Source organism: Pseudomonas vancouverensis (assembly GCF_004348895.1).
Lineage (GTDB): Bacteria > Pseudomonadota > Gammaproteobacteria > Pseudomonadales > Pseudomonadaceae > Aquipseudomonas > Aquipseudomonas vancouverensis.
This window is the reverse complement of the sequence record NZ_RRZK01000007.1, coordinates 1-16,221: the sequence shown is the minus strand read 5'-3', so window position 1 is coordinate 16,221 and position 16,221 is coordinate 1. Positions and strand designations below refer to the sequence as shown.

Annotated in this window: 18 protein-coding genes; 9 read left to right on the top strand and 9 right to left on the bottom strand. The window is 58.4% G+C overall.

From position 1 onward, the window contains the following. The first annotated feature begins 75 nt into the window (after window positions 1–75). The 4 genes from EIY72_RS04490 to EIY72_RS04475 all read left to right on the top strand — a co-directional run bounded on the left by EIY72_RS04490 (window position 76) and on the right by EIY72_RS04475 (window position 3,370). Window positions 76–669 (top strand): aminodeoxychorismate/anthranilate synthase component II, encoded by a 594-nt coding sequence (locus tag EIY72_RS04490; protein ID WP_093229612.1) that lies wholly within the window; start codon window positions 76–78, stop codon window positions 667–669. Window positions 670–678: 9 nt separating this feature from the next. Continuing rightward, entirely contained in the window at window positions 679–1,728 is a 1,050-nt protein-coding gene (gene trpD / locus EIY72_RS04485) for an anthranilate phosphoribosyltransferase (RefSeq protein WP_093229615.1), read from the top strand. Next, window positions 1,725–2,561, top strand: coding sequence for an indole-3-glycerol phosphate synthase TrpC (gene trpC, locus EIY72_RS04480; RefSeq protein WP_093229618.1), 837 nt, complete (start codon window positions 1,725–1,727; stop codon window positions 2,559–2,561). Before trpD ends, trpC begins: the two co-directional genes overlap by 4 nt. 107 nt (window positions 2,562–2,668) lie before the next feature. Continuing rightward, a complete protein-coding gene (locus EIY72_RS04475) occupies window positions 2,669–3,370 on the top strand; it encodes a lipoate--protein ligase family protein (RefSeq protein ID WP_093229621.1) in 702 nt (233 codons plus the stop codon). On the opposite strand, the gene crp is transcribed toward EIY72_RS04475, so the two are convergent. Then, window positions 3,367–4,011 carry a cAMP-activated global transcriptional regulator CRP gene (gene crp, locus EIY72_RS04470; protein WP_093229624.1) on the bottom strand — a complete coding sequence of 215 codons (645 nt, stop codon included), beginning with the start codon at window positions 4,009–4,011 and terminating at the stop codon, window positions 3,367–3,369. The two genes, EIY72_RS04475 and crp, sit on opposite strands and share 4 nt — an antisense overlap. A gap of 220 nt (window positions 4,012–4,231) precedes the next feature. Between crp and EIY72_RS04465 the strand changes: the two genes are divergently transcribed. Continuing rightward, on the top strand, window positions 4,232–4,654 hold the full coding sequence (locus EIY72_RS04465; RefSeq protein ID WP_008061600.1) for an OsmC family protein: 423 nt from the start codon (window positions 4,232–4,234) through the stop codon (window positions 4,652–4,654). A gap of 239 nt (window positions 4,655–4,893) precedes the next feature. Continuing rightward, window positions 4,894–5,685: an adenosylmethionine decarboxylase gene (gene speD, locus EIY72_RS04460; RefSeq protein WP_093229627.1), complete on the top strand. Its 792-nt coding sequence runs from the start codon at window positions 4,894–4,896 to the stop codon at window positions 5,683–5,685. A 93-nt stretch (window positions 5,686–5,778) separates the two neighbouring features. Here the strand turns inward: speD and coq7 are convergent, their stop codons facing one another. From coq7 to hemJ, 6 genes are all read right to left on the bottom strand, one after another. Then, entirely contained in the window at window positions 5,779–6,426 is a 648-nt protein-coding gene (coq7, locus tag EIY72_RS04455) for a 2-polyprenyl-3-methyl-6-methoxy-1,4-benzoquinone monooxygenase (protein ID WP_093230807.1), read from the bottom strand. Window positions 6,427–6,543: 117 nt separating this feature from the next. Continuing rightward, the gene (locus EIY72_RS04450; RefSeq protein ID WP_008027110.1) at window positions 6,544–6,882 is read right to left on the bottom strand and encodes a histidine triad nucleotide-binding protein; all 339 of its coding nucleotides are present in this window, start codon (window positions 6,880–6,882) and stop codon (window positions 6,544–6,546) included. Between the two features lie 79 nt (window positions 6,883–6,961). Continuing rightward, entirely contained in the window at window positions 6,962–7,750 is a 789-nt protein-coding gene (locus EIY72_RS04445) for an SDR family NAD(P)-dependent oxidoreductase (RefSeq protein WP_093229630.1), read from the bottom strand. Between the two features lie 61 nt (window positions 7,751–7,811). Next, on the bottom strand, window positions 7,812–8,771 hold the full coding sequence (locus EIY72_RS04440) for a DUF805 domain-containing protein (protein WP_093229635.1): 960 nt from the start codon (window positions 8,769–8,771) through the stop codon (window positions 7,812–7,814). Between the two features lie 94 nt (window positions 8,772–8,865). After that, window positions 8,866–9,834 (bottom strand): NAD(P)H-dependent flavin oxidoreductase, encoded by a 969-nt coding sequence (locus tag EIY72_RS04435; RefSeq protein ID WP_093229637.1) that lies wholly within the window; start codon window positions 9,832–9,834, stop codon window positions 8,866–8,868. A 34-nt stretch (window positions 9,835–9,868) separates the two neighbouring features. Beyond that, window positions 9,869–10,300 (bottom strand): protoporphyrinogen oxidase HemJ, encoded by a 432-nt coding sequence (hemJ, locus tag EIY72_RS04430; protein ID WP_093229640.1) that lies wholly within the window; start codon window positions 10,298–10,300, stop codon window positions 9,869–9,871. A 135-nt stretch (window positions 10,301–10,435) separates the two neighbouring features. On the opposite strand from hemJ, the gene argC reads away from it, so the two are divergent. Then, window positions 10,436–11,470: an N-acetyl-gamma-glutamyl-phosphate reductase gene (argC, locus tag EIY72_RS04425; protein ID WP_093229643.1), complete on the top strand. Its 1,035-nt coding sequence runs from the start codon at window positions 10,436–10,438 to the stop codon at window positions 11,468–11,470. Window positions 11,471–11,637: 167 nt separating this feature from the next. Continuing rightward, complete coding sequence (gene erpA, locus EIY72_RS04420; protein ID WP_007906865.1) at window positions 11,638–11,988, top strand: iron-sulfur cluster insertion protein ErpA; 351 nt, start codon at window positions 11,638–11,640, stop codon at window positions 11,986–11,988. Between the two features lie 66 nt (window positions 11,989–12,054). Here the strand turns inward: erpA and EIY72_RS04415 are convergent, their stop codons facing one another. Together EIY72_RS04415 and EIY72_RS04410 are read right to left on the bottom strand one after the other, a co-directional pair. Next, window positions 12,055–13,146 carry an anhydro-N-acetylmuramic acid kinase gene (locus EIY72_RS04415; protein ID WP_093229646.1) on the bottom strand — a complete coding sequence of 364 codons (1,092 nt, stop codon included), beginning with the start codon at window positions 13,144–13,146 and terminating at the stop codon, window positions 12,055–12,057. A gap of 3 nt (window positions 13,147–13,149) precedes the next feature. Next, window positions 13,150–14,568 (bottom strand): peptidoglycan DD-metalloendopeptidase family protein, encoded by a 1,419-nt coding sequence (locus EIY72_RS04410; protein ID WP_093229649.1) that lies wholly within the window; start codon window positions 14,566–14,568, stop codon window positions 13,150–13,152. A gap of 212 nt (window positions 14,569–14,780) precedes the next feature. On the opposite strand from EIY72_RS04410, the gene tyrS reads away from it, so the two are divergent. Continuing rightward, window positions 14,781–15,980 (top strand): tyrosine--tRNA ligase, encoded by a 1,200-nt coding sequence (tyrS, locus tag EIY72_RS04400; protein ID WP_093229651.1) that lies wholly within the window; start codon window positions 14,781–14,783, stop codon window positions 15,978–15,980. The last annotated feature ends 241 nt before the right edge of the window (window positions 15,981–16,221 follow it).

Here is a 16,221-nt window from a genome sequence, read left to right as displayed (position 1 = left end):
TCAAGCGCTGGACGCTGCGGGCCCTCCTTCGAAGGCCGTATCTGTAGTCAGTGAATTCAAGAGGTTCTTAACGCCATGTTGTTGATGATCGATAACTACGACTCGTTTACCTATAACGTTGTGCAGTATCTGGGTGAGCTGGGCGCCGAGGTCAAAGTCGTGCGCAACGACGAGCTCACCATTGCCGAAATCGAAGCCCTCAAGCCTGAGCGCATCGTTGTTTCCCCAGGACCCTGCACACCGACAGAAGCCGGTGTTTCCATCGAGGCGATCAAGCATTTCGCCGGTAAATTGCCAATTCTCGGCGTCTGCCTGGGTCACCAGTCCATCGGCCAGGCATTTGGCGGCGATGTGGTCCGTGCCCGTCAGGTCATGCACGGCAAGACCAGTCCGGTATTTCACGAAGACAAAGGCGTGTTCGCGGGCCTGAATCATCCGCTGACGGTTACCCGCTATCATTCCCTTATCGTCAAGCGCGAAACTCTTCCCGACTGCCTGGAGCTGACGGCCTGGACCCAGCTTGAAGACGGTTCGGTCGACGAGATCATGGGCCTGCGTCACAAAACCCTGAACATTGAAGGCGTGCAATTTCACCCGGAGTCGATTCTGACCGAGCAGGGTCATGAACTGTTCGCCAACTTCCTCAAACAAACCGGCGGCACGCGCTAAGGACGTTTCATGAATATCAAGACAGCCCTGAGCCGTATCGTCGATCACCTCGACCTCAGCACCGAAGAAATGCGCGACGTGATGCGCGAAATCATGACCGGCCAATGCAGCGATGCGCAGATCGGCGCGTTCATGATGGCCATGCGCATGAAGAGCGAAAGCATCGACGAAATCGTCGGCGCCGTCTCGGTCATGCGCGAGCTGGCTGACAAGGTCGAGCTCAAGACTCTGCACGGTGTGGTCGATGTGGTGGGCACCGGTGGTGATGGCGCGAACATTTTCAACGTGTCGACCGCCGCGGCATTCGTCGTGTCGGCGGCCGGTTGCACGGTGGCCAAACACGGCAACCGCGCGGTGTCGGGCAAGAGCGGCAGCGCCGACTTGCTGGAAGCGGCCGGTATCTACCTGAACCTCAATCCGACCCAGGTGGCGCGTTGCATCGATAACGTCGGCATCGGCTTCATGTTTGCCCAGACCCATCACAGTGCAATGAAGTTCGCCGCCGGTCCGCGCAAGGATCTTGGCCTGCGTACCTTGTTCAACATGCTCGGCCCGCTTACGAATCCGGCCGGTGTGAAGCACCAGGTGGTGGGCGTGTTCACCCAGGCGTTGTGCCGGCCGCTGGCCGAAGTGTTGCAGCGTTTGGGCAGCAAGCACGTGTTGGTGGTGCACTCCAAGGACGGCCTGGACGAGTTCAGCCTCGCCGCACCGACCTACGTTGCCGAACTCAAGGACGACCAGATCAGTGAGTATTGGGTCGAACCGGAAGACCTGGGCATGAAGAGCCAGAGTCTGCACGGCCTGGCGGTCGATAGCCCGGCTGCTTCCCTTGAGCTGATTCGTGATGCCCTGGGCAAGCGCAAGACTGAAAACGGTCAGAAAGCCGCCGAAATGATCATGCTCAACGCGGGTGCCGCGTTGTACGCGGCCGACCATGCCAGCAGCCTCAAGGAAGGCGTGGCCCTGGCGCACGATGCGCTGCACACAGGCCTTGCCCGAGAAAAACTCGAGGAGTTGGGCGCCTTTACCGCGGTATTCAAAGTGGAGAATGAAGGATGAGTGTACCGACGGTTCTGGAAAAGATTCTGGCGCGCAAAGTCGAGGAGGTTGCCGAGCGCAGCGCTCGTGTCAGTCTCGCCGAGCTGGAAAACCTGGCCAAGGCGGCCGATGCACCCCGTGGTTTTGCCCAGGCATTGCTGGCACAAGCCAAGCTGAAGCAGCCGGCGGTCATTGCCGAAATCAAGAAGGCTTCGCCAAGCAAAGGCGTGATCCGCGAGAACTTCGTGCCGGCCGACATCGCCAAAAGCTACGAGAAGGGCGGCGCAACCTGCCTCTCGGTGCTCACCGATATCGATTACTTCCAGGGTGCCGATGCTTACCTGCAGCAAGCCCGCGCGGCGTGCAAGCTGCCGGTGATCCGCAAGGACTTCATGATCGATCCGTACCAGATCGTTGAAGCCCGTGCCTTGGGTGCCGATTGCGTGCTGTTGATCGTTTCCGCTCTGGACGACGTGAAGATGGCTGAACTGGCGTCGGTAGCGAAAGGCGTCGGCCTGGATGTACTGGTGGAAGTCCATGACGGCGACGAGCTGGAGCGGGCCTTGAAAACCCTCGACACCCCGTTGGTCGGCGTGAATAACCGCAACCTGCACACCTTTGACGTCAGCCTGGAAACCACGCTGGATCTGTTGCCGCGTATCCCTCGCGATCGCCTGGTGATCACCGAAAGCGGCATCCTTAACCGTGCCGACGTCGAGCTGATGGAAATCAGCAACGTGTATTCGTTCCTGGTCGGTGAGGCGTTCATGCGCGCCGAAAACCCGGGCAACGAATTGCAGCGCCTGTTCTTCCCGGAGCGCGGCGTACCTGTCAGCGGCTCGACCCTCGACTGAAAAGTATCGCGATCAGGCTCGTTCCCACATCAAACCCTGTGGGAGCGAGCTTGCTCGCGATAGCGGCATAAGAAACACCACAGACTTTGTGCCTGACGGATTCCCTTATGACCTCACCTGTCTCCCTGACCATCGAAGCCGGCCTGCAAGCCGAACAGGATTTGCTCGCGTCGGTCTGTGCCGGCGCTGCCGAGTTTGGCCTGTTGTTCTGGCAACCCAGTGATCAGGCATTGGTGATGCCGCGTCGCCTCAATCGCCTGCCAGGTTTCGAGGCGGCCTGTGAGGTGTCGGCAGAGGCGGGCTGGCCTGTGTTGCTGCGTGATACCGGTGGCGAACCGGTTCCACAATCGGCGACCACGATCAATATCGCGCTGGTTTACGCGCCGCCTCGCAGCGAGGGTGACCTGAACCGTATCGAGTCCGGTTATCGTCGTCTGTGCGACCCCATCTGCGAATTGCTGGATGAGTTGGGCGGGACATCATCCCTTGGTGAAATTGACGGCGCATTTTGTGATGGCCGCTTCAACGTCAACCTCGACGGTCGAAAAATGGTCGGCACCGCCCAACGCTGGCGCCAGAGTCAGGGTGGTCAACGTCCGGTAGGATTGGTCCATGGTGCGATGCTGGTGGATAACGATCGCGAGTCGATGGTTGCAGCGGTCAACCGTTTCAACCAAGCCTGCGGTCTGGAGCAACGGGTACGAGCCGAAAGCCATATCGCGCTGCACGAAAAGTTCGCCGCCCCCGATGCGCTGGCGCGCCTCGACGAACTCTATCGTTTGATGTTGGCGCAAATGTTCAACGCTTAACGCGTGCCGAAGACCACCATTGTCTTGCCTTTGACGTCCACCAGGTTGCGCTCTTCCAGGTCCTTGAGTACGCGGCCGACCATCTCTCGGGAACAGCCGACAATCCGCCCGATTTCCTGACGGGTAACCTTGATCTGCATGCCGTCGGGGTGGGTCATGGCGTCTGGCTGCTTGCACAGTTCCAGCAAACAACGCGCGACTCGCCCGGTTACGTCGAAGAACGCGAGGTCACCGACCTTGCGGGTGGTGTTGCGCAGCCGTTGTGCGATTTGTCCGCTGAGTGCGTAAAGAATGTCCGGATCTTGCTGCGACAACTCGCGGAACTTCGCGTAGCTGATTTCCGCCACTTCGCATTCGACCTTGGCCCGCACCCAGGCACTGCGCTCCTGTTCCAGGCCGGCCTGTTCAAACAGTCCCAGCTCGCCAAAAAAGTCCCCGGCGTTCAGGTACGCAATGATCATTTCCCGGCCATCATCGTCCTCGATCAGGATGGTGACTGAGCCCTTGATGATGAAAAACAATGTTTCCGAGCGGTCGCCAGCGCAAATGATATTGCTCTTGGCCTGATGGCGACGGCGCTGACAATGCATCAACAGCTTGTCGAGGTTCTTGATCTTGGGTGTGGGGGCAATAGCAACCATGGTTGTATCCCGAAAAGACTGCACGGTGTAGTTGGTTTTATTTTTGAAAGACGAGAACTGGCTAAGCGCCATCGAATTGGCGCCAGCATAACAGACACTTTCTGTAAGATTCGAGAATTTACCTACAGGGCTGGAGGTTATGTCTTAGGACGTTGCTCACTGTCAATCCCGGGGCCTGTGCTAAGCTGGCGACCCTTTTTTAAACAGTGGAGTCTTGGCGATGAAGGCACGCATCCAATGGGCTGGCGAAGCCATGTTCCTCGGCGAATCCGGTAGCGGTCATGTCGTGGTCATGGACGGTCCGCCCGATGCCGGCGGTCGTAACCTGGGTGTTCGGCCGATGGAAATGCTCCTGCTGGGTGTTGGCGGTTGCAGCAATTTCGACGTGGTCAGCATCCTCAAGAAATCGCGTCAGGCCGTGGAAAGCTGCGAAGCCTTCCTGGAAGCCGAACGTGCGACCGAAGACCCGAAGGTGTTCACCAAGATCCACATGCATTTCGTGGTCAAGGGCCGTGGCCTGAAAGAAGCGCAGGTCAAGCGCGCGATCGAGTTGTCCGCTGAGAAGTATTGCTCGGCGTCGATCATGCTCGGCGCCGCCGGGGTCGAGATCACCCACGACTACGAGATCATCGAACTCGGTTGAGTCGACATTCAACTATCATAAAAGCAGTGCAGACTCTGGCGAACCCAAGCTGACGTCTGCATAATGCGCCACTTTTTTCAGGGTCGTGGCCCGTCAGCCGACGGGTCGCGCATCCGAACAAACAACCAAAATCGCCATCGCGAAGAGGTGTTAACCGTCCTACGCAGGTGCGTCGTTCGCATCTGACGGGCATGCTTGATCACGCGGCCGGGCCGCAAACACATAGAGAGTTTTTAACGGTGAAAAGCAAACTCAAGCTCCACGGGTTCAATAACCTGACAAAGACCTTGAGCTTCAACATCTATGACATCTGCTACGCGGAAACTCCGCAAGACCAGCAGGCCTACGTCGAGTACATCAATCAAGAGTACAACGCGAAACGCCTGACGCAGATCCTCACGGAAGTTGTCGATATCATTGGTGCCAATATCCTGAACATTGCCAGCCAGGACTATGAACCACAGGGCGCCAGCGTCACGATCCTGATCTCCGAAGAGCCGGTGACCCCGACCGAGAGTCAGATCGAAGAGTCTCCGGGCCCGCTGCCCGAAATCATCCTGGCCCACCTCGACAAGAGTCACATCACGGTGCACACCTACCCGGAAATCCATCCGGTCAGCGGTATTGCAACCTTCCGTGTGGATATCGACGTGTCGACCTGCGGGGTCATTTCACCGCTCAAAGCACTCAACTTCCTGATTCACCAGTTCGATTCGGACATCGTGACAGTGGACTATCGTGTGCGCGGCTTCACCCGTGACGTTGAAGGCAAAAAGCATTTCATCGACCACGAGATCAACTCGATCCAGAATTACCTCTCCGAAGACACCCGCGACGCGTACCAGATGACCGACGTGAACGTGTACCAGGAAAACCTGTTCCACACCAAAATGCTGCTGAAGAACTTCGAACTGGATAACTACCTGTTCGGTGATGCCACCAGCAACCTGTCCCCTGAGCAACGTGCCAAGGTGACGGACCGGGTGAAACACGAGATGCTCGAAATCTTCTACGCACGCAACATGGCGTAAGATTCTCGAACACAAAAAAGGCGACTTCCTCACGGTAGTCGCCTTTTTTATTACTATCTGCTCGCGATCAGACTGTCGCTGACGCGGCAAGAATCAGATCCGATACGTACTCTTGGTCATCACCTTGGCCAACAGACTCATCCCGAATTTCACCGGAGCCGGGAACCGGAAGCCACCGGCGTCCAATGCGCTTTCGGCATGCTGCTCTTCATCAACGCGCATCTGCTCAAGAATCGCCCGGGACTTTTCATCTTCGGCCGGCAGCTGTTGCAGGTGTTCATTCAGATGTTTGCACACCTGATCTTCGGTGGCCGCGACGAAGCCGAGGCTGACTTTATCGCTGATCAGACCGGCGACTGCGCCAATGCCGAACGACATGCCATAAAACAATGGATTGAGAATGCTGGTGTGGCTGCCCAGCTGATGGATGCGTTGTTCGCACCAGACCAGGTGATCGATTTCTTCCTCGGCGGCATGTTCCATGGCGGCGCGGACTTGCGGCAGCTTGGCGGTCAGGGCCTGGCCTTGATACAGCGCCTGGGCGCAGACTTCACCGGTATGGTTGATGCGCATCAGGCCGGCAACGTGGCGGGTGTCCTCGTCGCTCATCTTTGCGTCCGGCTGCACAATGGCTGGCGACGGACGGTAAGGTTGGCCACTGAAAGGCAGCAGGGTGCGCATTGCCGCGTCGGCTTGCAGCAGAAGGCGATCAATTGGCGAATAGTGACGTTGGGTAGTCATGCTGACCTCCGGGGGAATCTCGGTGGCCAGTTTAACCCAATCGGCCGGGGAAGGTTTGCGCTGGGTCATTGCGACGCAGGAGCCAGCAAGCCGGCTCCTGGCAGGGCGAGGGATAAATCAGCCCGGTGGCCAATGCATCTGGCGCTGACCCAGCACATGCATATGGATGTGGTAGACAGTCTGCCCACCTTCTTCATTGCAGTTCATGACAACGCGAAAACCTTTTTCACAGCCCAGCTCCAGCGCCAGGCGCTGCGCCGTGAACAGGATGTGCCCTGCCAGCGCCTTGTCGTCCTCGGTGAGGTCGTTCAAGGTGCGCACCGGTTTCTTCGGGATCACCAGGAAATGCACCGGTGCCTGTGGGGCGATATCGTGGAAGGCCAGTACCTGGTCGTCCTCGTAGATGATCTTCGCCGGGATCTCCCGGTTGATGATCTTGGTGAACAGAGTATCCACAGCTGTTTCTCCGTTGTTTAGGCTGGGCTGAGTGTACTCATGGGTCATGTCAGCGCCCAGCTTTTTGCCTTGAAGTCGATCAGCGCGGGCAATACGCCTTGTTGACCATGCCGGCGATTGTCCGGGTCAGCCAGCGCGAACCGAGTCGCGGCAGGAAGGCGAACCAGCGGTTGCGTCGCCCCGGAATGATGATTGCGCGATTTTTTTCCAGGGCGCGCACGGTATAGAGCGCGACTTCTTCCGGGCTCATCAGCAATTTGCTGTTGGCCAGTTTGTCCGTGTTCAGTTGTGCGGTGCTGAAAAACGCCGTGCGGGTCGGGCCGGGGCAGAGTACCGACACCTTGACCGCGCATTTTTTCAGCTCGACCCGCAGCCCTTCGGAGAAATGCAGCACGTAGGCCTTGCTGGCGTAATAGGTGCTCATCCACGGTCCGGGCTGGAATGCTGCTACCGAAGCCACGTTCAGAATCTGTCCGCCGCCCTGCAGCGCCATGCTGTTGCCGATGGCGTGGCACAGGCGTGTGAGGGCGAGGATGTTCACTTCGATCAGGTCTTGCTCGGTCATCCAGTCCTGAGCCAGGAACGGGCCGCAAGTACCGATGCCGGCGCAGTTGACCAACAGGTCGATCTGCCGGTCACCCTCTTCGAGTTCCAGCAGGAAACCGGACAGGCGCAACGGCTCGCCGAGGTCGCAGGCACGGAACAACACTTCCACGCCGAAGCGTTGGGTCAGTTCAATCGCAATGCTTTCCAGCTGATCACGTTGTCGAGCCACCAGTATCAAGCTGCGGCCGCGCCGAGCCAACGCCTCGGCCATTGCCAGGCCGATGCCGCTGGAGGCGCCAGTGATCAGTGCGTAACGGGTCATTCAATTCTCCATCGCAACAGCTCCACGCCGCGACGCAGGTGTCACGGGGCAGGAGCGTTGTTTATTCTTTCGCAGAGTCTACAGGTCGCTGGGGCTCTTCGGCTGCATCACCGGTGGAATTTGGCGCCGGTTCTGTTTCGACATCGATTTCATCGGTGGTGACTGAACTGGTTTCGTAGCTGCTTTGCGCGGCGCTTTCGTACTCTTGCTGGATCGCCGTGATGCCACCTTTGAGCATTGCGATCAGCATCAAGGCGATAAACACGATCCACAGCGAAGACAGCACTTTCACCGCGGTACTGTTGGGCGGCGGTGGCGGTCCATAACGATTGCCCGCCTTGTTGCCGGGCATGATCATGGTGACAAAGGGGAAGATGCTGCCGACGAAGGGCACCAGGTTGAGCAGCCACAACCAGCCGGACCAGCCAATGTCGTGCAGGCGCTGCACCGTGATCTGAATACTGACAAAAGCGAATGCGACGAACAGGATCAAGGCAAGCAGGCCGCCGAGAATCAGGCCGGCGGTGGAGTCGGCACTGATGAGGCCCAGCGCAATCAGCGCGAAGGTGCTGCAGACTGCCAGCAAAATCAGGGTCAGGACCATGGTCCAGGCCAGGTAGCGCAGACGACCGATGCGCCCCTCGAAACTGAATGGTTTGAGCGTGGCGAACTCTGCCACGGCTTCGCCAACGCTAGCGCGAGGCGGTGCGTAAGGGGAGGTCGGTTCGCTTGAGTTCGCCGGGGCATGGGAATGATCTTGCACGTCCGCAAGGTTCAGCTCAATCGGCGTTTCGGCTTCGATGCGTGCCTCGACCCCGGTTTTGCTCAGCGCTTGCAGATAGGTCTGGGCGTCTGCCTGGGACAGGTCCCGTTTCAGTGCGACCGGGCGTCCGGTGAACAGGCGCTCGATGGATACGACATCGGTTTTGAACAGTGCGGCAAGATTGAGCTTGGCCGTGTTGATGTCGACGCCGGGCAGCAAGGCGCCCTCGAATACGATCTTGAAACGGTGTTCGCCCATGTTCCTGGCATCCTTGTCATGCGATGTTGAGAGGAGAGTGTTGCATCGGGGCGAACGAAAGGCCAGCCGAGGGATGGCTGGCCAGTTTTGACCTTCAGCGCGGCCAGCGCTTGGGCAGCTGTGCGGCATGCTCCAGCGCCTGACGATATTCCCCGTCGAGGCGTGCGACCAGTTCTGCGACGCTCGGCAAATCATCGATTTCACCCACGCCCTGGCCTGCGGACCACACGGTTTTCCAGGCCTTGGCTTCATCGCTGACCGGCTTGAGCTTGGAGCCGAAGTTGATCTCGGCCTTGCCTTGCAGCGCCGCCATGTCAAACCCTGCCGCTTCCAGGCTCTGGCGCATGAAACTTGCTGGAACGCCGGATACCGCCGGGGTATGGACGATGTCGGCAGCCTTGGCGTTCAGCAGCATTTCCTTATAGGCGTCGGGAGCATGGCTTTCGGTGGTGCCGATAAATCGGGTACCGAAATAGGCGAGGTCCGCGCCGAGCAGCTGCGCGGCGAGAATCTCGTGGCCGTGATTCAGGCAACCGGCGAGCAGCAAGGTCTTGTCGAAAAACTGGCGAATCTCGGCAATCAATGAAAACGGGCTCCAGGTCCCGGCGTGCCCACCGGCGCCGGCGGCCACGGCGATCAAGCCATCCACACCAGCTTCGGCTGCCTTCTCGGCATGACGACGGGTCGTGACGTCATGAAACACCAGGCCGCCATAGCTGTGCACCGCGTCGACCACTTCCTTCACGGCACCGAGGCTGGTGATCACGATCGGCACTTTGTGTTCGACGCAGATAGCCAGATCCGCCTGCAGCCGTGGATTGCTGTTGTGGACGATGAGGTTTACCGCGTAAGGCGCGGGGTTGTCCAAGGTCGCCAGCCCTGCTTCGATTTCTTCCAGCCAGGCCTTGAAGCCGCTGCTTTCACGCTGGTTGAGCGCTGGAAAGCTGCCGACCACGCCATTGCGGCAGCAGGCAAGCACCAGTTGCGGGTTGGAGATCAGGAACATGGGCGCTGCCACTACGGGCAAGCGCAGACTTTGTTCGAGCAGAGCGGGCAGCGACATTGGAAGTACCCCGAAATTGGATGATCAGCAGGATTTAGAACGGCCGAACCACGACCAGAATTACGATGGCCAGCAATATCAGAACCGGAACTTCATTGAACCAGCGAAAAAAGACATGGCTGCGGGTGTTTTCGCCACGGGCAAAACGTTTTACCTGGGCGCCGCACATGTGGTGGTAGCCGATCAGCAACACGACCAGGGTCAGCTTGGCGTGCATCCAGCCACCCTGAGTGAAGTAGGCACTCGGATTGAGGCTGATCAGCCAGCCGCCGAAGATCAGCGTGGCGATCATCGCCGGGCCCATGATGCCCCGGTACAGCTTGCGCTCCATGACGCTGAAGCGTTCCTGACTGACGGCATCTTCGCTCTGGGCGTGATAAACGAACAGGCGCGGCAGGTAAAACAGGCCGGCAAACCAGCAAACGATACTGACGATGTGAAAAGCTTTGAGCCACAGATAGAGCATTTTTGGTTATTCCCTCATTCACGGTAAGCCGGATAGTAGAGGCTTGAGCGTCCGCACGTCACCTTGACAGTTGTCGCAGGGGCTTGCGGCCCCTATTATCGACGGCTTTCCAGTGGGTTCGTTGAGGGCAGGTTTATGGTCAAGGTCGGTATCGTCGGCGGCACGGGTTACACCGGTGTCGAACTGCTGCGTCTGTTGGCACAGCATCCGCAAGCTGAAGTGGTTGTCATCACTTCCCGATCCGAGGCTGGCCTGGCCGTGGCCGACATGTACCCGAACTTGCGCGGGCATTACGACGGCCTGGCGTTCAGCGTTCCGGACATCAAGACCCTGGGCGCCTGCGACGTGGTGTTCTTCGCCACGCCGCACGGTGTTGCCCATGCCCTGGCCGGCGAACTGCTGGCGGCCGGGACCAAAGTCATCGACCTGTCGGCGGATTTCCGTCTGCAAGACGCGGATGAATGGGCCAAATGGTACGGCCAGCCGCACGGTGCTCCGGAGTTGCTCGACGAGGCGGTTTACGGCTTGCCGGAAGTCAATCGCGAGCAGATCAAAAAAGCCCGCCTGATTGCTGTGCCGGGCTGCTATCCGACCGCCACGCAACTGGGTTTCCTGCCATTGCTCGAAGCCGGTCTGGCGGACACCAAAAACCTGATCGCTGACTGCAAATCCGGAGTCAGTGGCGCGGGTCGTGGCGCCTCTGTTGGCTCCCTGTACTCCGAAACCTCGGAAAGCATGAAGGCCTATGCCGTGAAAGGTCACCGTCACTTGCCGGAAATCCGCCAGGGCCTGCGCCGTGCCGCGGGTAAAGATGTCGGATTGACCTTCGTGCCGCACCTGACGCCGATGATTCGCGGTATTCACTCGACACTCTATGCAACGTTGGTCGATCGTTCGGTGGATTTGCAGGCATTGTTCGAAAAGCGTTATGCCAATGAGCCGTTCGTCGACGTCATGCCGGCCGGAAGCCATCCGGAAACCCGTAGCGTGCGCGGTGCCAACGTATGTCGAATCGCCGTGCATCGTCCACAGGACGGCGACCTGGTCGTCGTGTTGTCGGTAATCGATAACCTGGTCAAAGGTGCGTCGGGTCAGGCGGTGCAGAACATGAACATCCTGTTTGGCCTGGACGAGCGTCTGGGGTTGTCCCACGCCGGTATGCTGCCGTAACAGTTTACGGCGCGCAGCAAAAGGCCCGTCTGACGGGCCTTTTTGCATTCTGGACCGAGGCCATGTTTGGTTGATATACCATAACAATAGTTGACCGCTTTTCTAGGAGAAGCGGATAATGCGCGTCATCACGCAATATGACGGCGTAACGCCGGGAGATAGTCAGCATGAGCGTCGAATCCTTCACCCCCACGGCTTTGCAATTCACCCACGGTGCCGCGCACAAGGTGAAGAGCCTGGTCGATGAAGAGGGGAATGATCGCTTGAAGCTGCGCGTATTCGTTACGGGCGGCGGTTGTTCAGGTTTTCAGTACGGCTTCACCTTCGATGAAGAAGTGGCCGATGATGACACCATCGTTGAGCGCGAAGGCGTGAGCCTGGTGGTTGACCCAATGAGTTTCCAGTATCTGGCAGGCGCCGAAGTGGACTATCAGGAAGGTCTGGAAGGTTCGCGTTTCGTCATCAAGAACCCGAACGCTACCACCACCTGTGGCTGTGGCTCTTCGTTCTCGATCTGATCAGCGTATCTGTATTACAAAACGCCGCATGGCCCTCGGGCTCTGCGGCGTTTTGCTGTCTGGAGATTAGGCGGGGTAGATGGCGCCGAGAACGCGCAGACCGCGGGCGCCAGTGACGCTTGGCCGGTTGGCGGCGATGCCCTCGAGGCAGCAATGGGCGAGCCAGGCGAAGGCCATGGCTTCCACCCAGTCAGGGTCTACGCCATAAGCGGCGGTGCTGCTGACGGTTGCATCGGGTAGCAGGGTGGCCAGGCGATTCATCAACGTGGTGTTGTGTGCGCCACCCCCACAGACCAATAGCTCCCGGGTGGCCGATTGAGCGCTTTGCAGCGACTCAATGATGGTGAGCGCGGTCAACTCGAGCAACGTTGCCTGGACATCCTCGGTAGCAAAAGCAGGCAACTGTGTTAGGTGCCGGGTCAGCCAAGGCAGGTTGAAGACTTCACGACCGGTGCTCTTCGGGCCTTTGGTGACAAAAAACGGATCGCTGAGTAGTGCGCTCAGGAGCGCAGATTGCACTTTGCCGCTCGCAGCCCACTGGCCGTCACGATCAAAATGCTCGCCACGCTGCTGGTGAATCCATGCATCGAGCAGCACATTCCCCGGACCGCAATCGAACCCTGCAACAGGCTTACCCGGTTCGATCAGGCTGAGATTGCTGAAACCGCCGACGTTCAACACTGCACGGTTGCCCGCGCGCTCGTCAAACAGGGCTTCGTGAAAGGCAGGCACCAGCGGGGCGCCTTGACCGCCGGCAGCAACGTCGCGGCTGCGGAAATCGCTGACGACGGTGATACCGGTCAGCTCGGTGAGCAGGGCAGGGTTACCGATCTGCACGGTAAAACCGCGCGCCGGTTCGTGGCGAATGGTCTGGCCGTGGCTGCCAATCGCACGAATGTCTTCGGGCTTGAGCTCGTATTGCGTCAAGAGGGCGTGAATGCCTTGCGCCGCCAGTTGCACCCAGTGTTGTTGAGCGATGGCGGAACGGGCGATTTCATCCGGGCCGCTGGCGCACAGGCCAAGCAGCTCGGCGCGCAGCGAATCGGGCATCGGAATGTAATGGGTGGCGATCAGTCTGATCGCCGGGGCTTGCTCGATCAGCGCAATGTCCAGTCCATCGAGGCTGGTGCCGGACATCACGCCTATATAGAGCGCCATGACTTAACGCTTGCTCGAAGCCAGCAGCGTGGCCTTTTCCTGGTCCATGCGCGCCATCAACGGCTGGCTCTGCGCCAGGAAGCGCGCGCGCTCGGCCTTGGCGATCGGATCGGCCATCGGCAGCTTCTGGCCCAGCGGGTCGACGTGCACGCCATTGACCTGGAATTCATAGTGCAGATGTGGACCGGTGGAGAGGCCGGTGGTGCCGATGTAGCCAATCACCTGGCCTTGCTTCACGGTACCGCCAGTCTTCACGCCTTTGGCGAAGCCCTGCATGTGGCCGTAAAGCGTCGTGTAGGTATTGCCGTGCTGAAGGATCACGGTGTTGCCATAGCCGCCGCGACGGCCGGCGAGCAAGACCTTGCCATCACCGGCTGCCTTGATCGGGGTACCACGTGGCGCAGCGTAATCGACGCCTTTGTGCGCGCGGATCTTGTTCAGGATCGGGTGTTTGCGACCCATGGAGAACTTCGAGCTGATGCGGGCGAAGTCTACCGGGGTGCGGATAAACGCCTTGCGCATGCTGTTGCCGTCAGCAGTGTAGTAGCTGCTGTTGCCTTGTTTGTTGGTGTAACGCACCGCCGTATAGGTCTTGCCACGGTTAGTGAAGCGTGCCGACAGGATCGGGCCATTGCCGACGGCCTTGCCATTGACCACTTTCTGCTCGTAGATCACATCGAACTCGTCACCCTGGCGAATATCCTGGGCGAAGTCGACGTCATAGCCAAACACGCTGGCCATGTCCATGGTCAGGCTGTGGGACAGGCCTGCACGGGCGGCGGACTGCGACAACGAACTGTTGATCACGCCATGCACATAGGCAGAGCGCACCGTCGGTTTGGCGGTAATGCGGTTGAAGGTGTAGCCCTTGTCGTTGCGGGTCAGGCTGATGCTCTCAAGGTCGCTGATCTTGCTGTGCAAGTTGCTCAGTTGACCATCCGGGCTCAGTTCGAACTCGAGCTTTTGCCCGTGTTTGAGCTGGCTGAACTGCTTGGCCTGCTTGTCGCTGGCCAGCACCTCATGTACCGATGCGGCTGGCAATCCAACCTTTTCGAACAGGGTAGAAAGCGTATCGCCTTTGGCTACGATCACTTCCCTGTGGTTTGCCGGCTTCTTTTCTTCGACGACCGGGGCTGGCTCTACTTGAGCGGTTTCCTGGGTATCCTCGGCGCTGTTGTCGATCTGCGCGAAAGGTGAGGCTGCTGGTTCATTTGTGGCTTGAACGGCGTCAGCAGCGTCTTGATCTTGTGTCAGTTGTTCAGCGGGGCTTTCCAGTTCAAGACTCAGGGTCGTCTTTTTGGCTTCAACATCGCTGGAGGGGAACACCAATAGTGCCAGGCTCAGCAGGGCAGCAATGCCACTGGCGGCCAGCAGGTGTGTTTTCGGGTAAAGCGGTGGCGCTTTAGACGGTTCAGTGGTCATAAGTGATTTTGACTTTGAAAAAAGATGAATTGGAAAAGATGAATGACATGATGAAGATGAAATAACTGTATAAAATATAACCAAATCATCTCTGAAGCAAGTCTACGGACGCCCTGTCTGTGGATTGGCCTCCGTGCGCCGGGCAAACCTTGTATTTGACGCCCGATCTTGTATGGTTGGTTCCCTTTGAATTCGAGCCTTGCGGGTCTGTTATGAAGTCGGTTGAAGAGCAGCTAGCGCTGATCAAACGTGGTGCGGAAGAACTGTTGGTCGAGTCCGAGCTGGTCGAAAAGCTCAAGCGCGGCCAGCCGCTGCGTATTAAGGCAGGCTTCGATCCGACCGCGCCGGATTTGCACCTGGGTCACACCGTGCTTATTAATAAGCTGCGCCAGTTCCAGGAGCTGGGGCATCAGGTGATCTTCCTGATTGGCGACTTCACCGGGATGATCGGTGATCCGAGCGGCAAGAGTGCCACGCGCCCACCGCTGACCCGTGAGCAGGTTCTCGAGAACGCCGAGACCTACAAGACGCAGGTCTTCAAAATTCTTGATCCGGCGAAAACCGAGGTGGCGTTTAACTCCACCTGGATGGATCAGATGGGTCCGGCTGACTTCATTCGCCTGACTTCGCAGTACACCGTCGCTCGCATGCTCGAGCGTGATGACTTCGACAAACGCTACACCACCAACCAGCCCATCGCCATTCACGAGTTCCTCTATCCGCTGGTTCAGGGGTATGACTCGGTTGCGCTGCGCGCGGACGTCGAGCTGGGTGGTACCGACCAGAAGTTCAACCTGTTGATGGGGCGTGAGCTGCAGCGTGGTTACGATCAGGAACCTCAGTGCATTTTGACCATGCCGTTGCTGGAAGGTCTGGATGGCGTGAAGAAGATGTCCAAGTCCCTGGGCAACTACGTCGGTATCCAGGAAGCGCCGGGTGTGATGTACGGCAAGCTGGTCTCGATTCCGGATGCGCTGATGTGGCGGTACTTCGAGCTGTTGAGCTTCCGTTCCATGGATGAGATCAATGCGTTCCGTGCTGAAGTAGAGGCGGGTGCCAATCCGCGTGATATCAAGATCAGGCTGGCGGAAGAGATTGTTGCCCGGTTCCATGGTGAGGAGGCTGCGGCCACCGCTCACCGTGCGGCGGGTAATCGCATGAAGGAAGGTGAGCTGCCAGATGATCTGCCGGAAATCGAGTTGACCGCCGCAGAGGATATGCCGATTGCTGCTGTCCTTAATAAGGCTGGGCTGGTGAAGAACTCGGCTGTTGCTCGTGATCTGCTCGGTTCTGGCGGCGTGCGCATTGATGGTGAGGTTGTCGACCGCACCTTTATATATGCACTGGGTGCGACCCACGTTTGCCAGGCAGGCAAGAAGGCATTTGCGCGCATTACGCTCAAATCCGAATAAAGTTGAAATTAAGGGTTGACGGCGAATTCTAGAAGTCTATAATTCGCCCCACTTCCGGCGCAGTCGAAACGGAAAACTCCTTGGTAAACAAAGAGTTACGCAGTTTTCGGCAGCAGGTTGCTTCAGTTCATCGAAGCCTGGAAGGAGTTGAAAGAGTGGTGTTGTAAGGCTCTTTTAACGGTTCGGTCTTCTCGATCGAAAGCGGAGAAAAAGAGGTGTTGACAGCAGCGTGTAACGCTGT